Here is a 4,663-nt window from a genome sequence, read left to right on the forward strand (position 1 = left end):
TCGAGGCGGCGATCACCTGCAGCTGCTCGACCGTTCCCCCCGGGCCAGCAGTAAACCTCCCTCCCTGGCGTCCAGATCACAGCTTGCCCGGGTACCGGCCCTATCGGGCGGGTGTGAAACGCTATCGGGCGGCTGTACCACGCCCAGGGCAACCAGGTACACCGGATCCACACTGCCGGCGACCAGCTGGCCAGCCCCCCGCCATCGAGGCGGCGATCACCTGCAGCTGCTCGACCGTTCCCCCGGGCCAGCAGTAAACCTCCCTCCCTGGCGTCCAGATCTCGACTTGTCCTGGTACCGTGGCCATTGGCACGGCTGGCAGGGTAGGGCAACCAGGTAAACCGGATCACCGGCGACCAGCTGGCCAGCCCCCCGCCATCGAGGCGGCGATCACCTGCAGCTGCTCGACCGTTCCCCCGGGCCAGCAGCAGGAGCGCACCAGACCATCCAGATCACGACTTGTCCTGGTACCGTGGCCACCGGCACTGCCGGGGCCCTGCGCGAGCTCACAGGTACCCCATGGCCATCGAACGCCAGGGCAACCAGGTGCACCAGATCCACACTGCCGGCGACCAGCTGGCCAGCCCCCGCCATCGAGGCGGCGATCACCTGCAGCTGCTCGACCGTTCCCCCGGGCCAGCAGCAGGAGCGCACCAGACCATCCAGATCACGACTTGTCCTGGTACCGTGGCCACCGGCACTGCCGGGGCCCTGCGCGAGCTCACAGGTACCCCATGGCCATCGAACGCCAGGGCAACCAGGTGCACCAGATCCACACTGCCGGCGACCAGCTGGCCAGCCCCCGCCATTGAGACTTCGAGCTCGACCGCCCTAAAAAACAATGTTGACTATGCAGCATTGCAGGCATAGAATTTACACATAAAGAAGAACAGGGGAGTGGAGTTCAATGAAATGCTACTACTAATGGATGAGAAATATATTCGTTTGTTAGTTGAACACACGAAGAGTACAAGCGAAGCCGTAGCTGATGCACTCGTTGCTCATATGCTTGAAGGTCTGACACAAGAACAAAGTGCTAAAAAATTTGGTCTTTCTTCTCAGGCACAAGTATCACGGCTCAAGTCGAGCGTAATAAAATTGGACAATCTGGTTAAGAAATCAGTGGCCATGAAAAACAAACTTGAAAACAAATAATTAATTAAGGGATTGTATGAAAAAGACTGTTATTGCAGCGCTGCTTATGTCAGCAATTTCTCCAGCACACGCCATTTTTAATGGTTCTCCAATAAACACCCCCGAGTTTGTACGAGTGGGGGGCACCTGTTCGGGGACGGTCATCGCCGGGAAATGGGTTGTCACTGCAGCGCATTGTGGTGATATGACTGGTCAATCCGTCAGTAACGCCAATTCAAGCGTGGCAGGTATCAAGCGTACCGTAATTCACCCTATGCACGACGGAAGTGTCCCCCGGGTTTATGATGTTTCATTGTTGGAGCTGGATAAGAATATGCCAGCAACAGCAACCCTGATTAACACAGAGCCCACCGTTGGCACTATGCAGTCTATCGCTGGCTGGTCTAGTTACTCGGGTGGAATACTGAAAGGCGCATCAAATGTAGCCGTAGGGCCTGCAGATCCCCGCTGGTCTCCCGACGCTTACGAACTGAAATATGATCCAGCCAACGCTATTGGAACTGGCACCGGCCAACCTGGTGACTCGGGTGGCCCATGCTATAACGACTCAGGAATCTGGGGCGTGATGCAAGGTTCTGCCGGCCAAGAAGATGGCACCTATATCCAGTCGTGCCAAGCATTCTACAATGCAGACACCACGGCATGGCTGCTTGAAACAATTTCTAGCTGGTCGTATCCGTCAGAAGTGAAAGGCGAGGGGAGCCTGGCCATTAAGGTTCAGTCTTTCCACAAAGATGCAGAGGTTTTCACTCCATATACCGATGGTTCATTGGTTGTTGAGTCAAACTCTTGCGCCAGCGGTACAGCAAACCCTCTTCAAGTTTGCACACTGGTCGTAAAAGGCAGCGGCAAGCTGTCTATAACTGGCAGTGATACCATCGAAGTAAACAAGCCGGTAACTCCTGAACCCCCCACTCCTACACCTGAAGAAAATGGTGGTGGCGGTGGCGGCTCTACCGGCCCCCTGACCATGCTGGCGCTCGCAGCTATCGCAGCAGCCCGCCGCTGGAAAAAGTAATCTGAAATAGGGGAGGGCTGGCACCCCTCCTCATAAATAAGGGGGCTAAATGAAGGTATCATTTGCTGCAATTCTGTTTTTCATGGCGTTCCAATTGCAGGCAAAGAACTACATCCAAATTCCACCGGAATTTTTTAAAGTTAGTGGTGAAAAAAATGTTCCTGCAGATTTGCTTTTTGCCATCACTCTTGCTGAAAGTAAGTTGAAAACCAACAAAGGCAGGGTGCTACCTTGGCCATGGACAGTAAATCACAGAGGAACGCCACTAAGATTTTCCACTAGAAAGGAAATGTATGATTATTGCCAAGGCCTAGTAAACAAAGGTGATCGATTATTTGATGTAGGATTTGCTCAAGTTAATTGGCGATGGCACTCAGAACGATTTGAATCGCTATGGGATGCCACAGAACCGCTAACCAATTTAAGAGGGGCTGCCTCTTACTTGAGAGAGCGATATGATGTAACTGGTAACTGGTGGGTTGCTGTTGGCGAATATCATAACCCAGGCGACATAAACCTTGCTCGCAACTACTCTAATACGGTGAGAAAAATCTGGCATGGAATATCTTCAGATCTCGACCCAAAGAAGGGTAACTAAAGTGACGAAGGAAACCAATAATTTTATAGGAGGCGGTCATGTCTGCATTAATTGAAATTTTATTTCTCATTTTCATATTGCCATTCTTCTTGTTTGGATTTTTATTGCAAAGAATCGGAAAGGTGATCACTGACAATTTTGAACCATTGCAGCTATTAACCAGCATTTGGTTATTTTTAACAGCATTTACTCTATGGCCATACCAAGAGGTAAATGAGTCGGTAAATTTCATAAGCATTTTCGATGCTGTGGCTCAGAGTAAAATTCTAGGATTTTCCGCTCCGTCTGCTTTGATTTTACTGGCCTCACTACTCTTCTTTTCGTCAATGTTTTTTGCATGGCGTAGAAAGAATAGTTGACTTCACAGGGATTGAGTTAAGGAAAAAATGATGCAAGAGAAAGCTCCTAGTGGTGTTCCTGTGGAGTTTGAACGGCTCGATCATAATCAATTGGCGCAAGCTGTTTCGCCGCTGAAGTTAAAGGAAAAAACGATATGAAGGCAACGCCATGCTGATTAAAAAGGCCGACGATAGATCGGCGGACATAGAGATACTGAAAGCACTCTCGGCCAGACCGGACGTCTCCCAAGATATCCGAAGACTTATCGACCGTGAGGTTCGGAACATCCAGTCGGGGATAAGGGGGGAAGCCGAAGCAGCCTACGAGATGGAGTTCCACTACGGGGCCTCGAAGAACTGGGTGATCATTCATGACCTCCGTTTGGAATGCAACGGACGCTCGGCCCAGATCGACCATCTTCTCATCAATCGCTTCCTGGAAATCTACGTCTGCGAGAGCAAGCGCTTCTCCGAGGGCGTGGCAGTGAACGAGCAGGGGGAGTTCTCCGCTTTTTTCGGGAGCAAGCCCTATGGCATCCCCTCGCCCTTGGAGCAGAATCGCCGCCACATGGCCGTATTGGAGTCCATTTTCAAGACCGGTTTGGTCGCCCCACCGAAACGTCTGGGATTCACTATCACGCCATCCCTTCAGGGGCTAGTTCTCGTGTCGAAGACTGCTCGAATCTCCCGACCGAAGGCGAAAATCGATGGCATCGAGACCATCATAAAGAACGATCAGTTGAAGGCGAAAATAGACCGGAACATCGACAAGGACAACAATATCCTTGGGGCCGCGAAAATCGTCGGGCAGGACACGCTGGAAGACTTCGCCCTGCGTTTGGTTACAGCTCACAAGCCCATCCAATTTGACTGGCTGGCCAAGTTCGGTCTGCCCGCAGTCGCTCCGCCCCCGGCTCAGGCTCAGGTGAAGGGCGTTGCGCCTCCGCAAGAGGACGCGCCCTCTGCATCGAGTGTGGAGCTGACCGGCGAGCGGAAATCGAAGCTTGTCTGTTCCTCCTGCGAGGCCGTCGTCGCCTACAACGTCGCCAAGTTTTGCTGGTTCAACAAGCCGCGCTTCGGCGGTAAGGTGTTCTGTATGGAATGCCAGAAGGCAATCCCGAATCCATAGAACTTACTCCAAAATCACCTGCAGCTGCTCGACCGTTCCCAAGGGACGAACTCGGTGCAGCTGCAACCTTCCCTCCTTGGCGTCCAGATCACGACTTGTCCTGGTACCGTGGCCACCGGCACTGCCGGGGCCCTGCGCGAGCTCACAGGTACCCCATGGCCATTGAACGCCAGGGCAACCAGGTGCACCAGATCCACACTGCCGGCGACCAGCTGGCCAGCGCCCGCCATCGAGGCGGCGATCACCTGCAGCTGCTCGACCGTTACCCCGGGCCAGCAGCAGGAGCGCGCCAGACCATCCAGATCACGACTTGTCCTGGTACCGTGGCCACCGGCACTGCCGGGGCCCTGCGCGAGCTCACAGGTACCCCATGGTCATCGAACGCCAGGGCAACCAGGTGCACCAGATCCACACTGCCGGCGACC

The 4,663-nt window shown here is 53.5% G+C and carries 6 protein-coding genes; 5 read left to right on the forward strand and 1 reads right to left on the reverse strand.

Going from position 1 to position 4,663, the window contains the following annotated elements; translation table 11 throughout:
* Positions 1-390 precede the first annotated feature (390 nt).
* A complete protein-coding gene (locus BN1115_RS15440) occupies positions 391-654 on the reverse strand; it encodes a hypothetical protein (protein WP_042657853.1) in 264 nt (87 codons plus the stop codon).
* 243 nt (positions 655-897) lie between these two features.
* On the opposite strand from BN1115_RS15440, the gene BN1115_RS15445 reads away from it, so the two are divergent.
* The 5 genes from BN1115_RS15445 (at position 898) to BN1115_RS15460 (ending at position 4,238) form a co-directional block, all read left to right on the forward strand.
* Positions 898-1,155 (forward strand): hypothetical protein, encoded by a 258-nt coding sequence (locus BN1115_RS15445; protein ID WP_042657854.1) that lies wholly within the window; start codon positions 898-900, stop codon positions 1,153-1,155.
* A 16-nt stretch (positions 1,156-1,171) separates the two neighbouring features.
* Positions 1,172-2,173: a trypsin-like serine protease gene (locus tag BN1115_RS21890; protein ID WP_082034876.1), complete on the forward strand. Its 1,002-nt coding sequence runs from the start codon at positions 1,172-1,174 to the stop codon at positions 2,171-2,173.
* A gap of 49 nt (positions 2,174-2,222) precedes the next feature.
* The gene (locus BN1115_RS21895; protein ID WP_082034877.1) at positions 2,223-2,771 is read left to right on the forward strand and encodes a transglycosylase SLT domain-containing protein; all 549 of its coding nucleotides are present in this window, start codon (positions 2,223-2,225) and stop codon (positions 2,769-2,771) included.
* A gap of 38 nt (positions 2,772-2,809) precedes the next feature.
* Positions 2,810-3,130, forward strand: coding sequence for a hypothetical protein (locus BN1115_RS15455; protein WP_042657855.1), 321 nt, complete (start codon positions 2,810-2,812; stop codon positions 3,128-3,130).
* Positions 3,131-3,278: 148 nt separating this feature from the next.
* Complete coding sequence (locus BN1115_RS15460) at positions 3,279-4,238, forward strand: nuclease-related domain-containing protein (protein WP_042657856.1); 960 nt, start codon at positions 3,279-3,281, stop codon at positions 4,236-4,238.
* The last annotated feature ends 425 nt before the right edge of the window (positions 4,239-4,663 follow it).

It is taken from the genome of Aeromonas allosaccharophila, from assembly GCF_000819685.1.
In the GTDB taxonomy this organism is placed as follows: Bacteria; Pseudomonadota; Gammaproteobacteria; order Enterobacterales; family Aeromonadaceae; genus Aeromonas; species Aeromonas allosaccharophila.